Origin of the sequence: Pseudomonas sp. 2822-17, assembly GCF_002742485.1 — a bacterium.
Classification (GTDB): Bacteria; Pseudomonadota; Gammaproteobacteria; order Pseudomonadales; family Pseudomonadaceae; genus Aquipseudomonas; species Aquipseudomonas cyclaminis.
Genome location: NZ_LJRZ01000750.1, coordinates 1 through 270 on the forward strand (window position 1 = coordinate 1; position 270 = coordinate 270).

The window sequence follows — 270 nt, forward strand, 5'->3', positions numbered from 1 at the left end:
GAAATTTTTTCAGCTCACTTATTAGTACTAAGTGATCCAGAGCTAGTTGATACAATTCGTCAAAAAGTGAAAGATGAGAAAGTAAATGTTGCATATGCCTTAAAAGAAGTAGCAGACCAATTTGTTTCTATGTTTGAATCAATGGATAATGAGTACATGAAAGAGCGGGCATCAGATATACGAGACGTTTCCCAACGTGTTCTAGCGCACGTTCTTGGGAAACAAATAGTATCATTAGCTGAGATTGATGAAGAAGTTATTGTTGTAGGA

The 270-nt window shown here is 35.9% G+C and carries 1 protein-coding gene; it reads left to right on the forward strand.

All coding sequences use genetic code 11. The annotated features are described in order from the left end of the window. Positions 1-270 (forward strand): phosphoenolpyruvate-utilizing N-terminal domain-containing protein (locus AOA60_RS26410; RefSeq protein ID WP_305887062.1); only part of this gene is annotated, 270 nt, incomplete at both ends.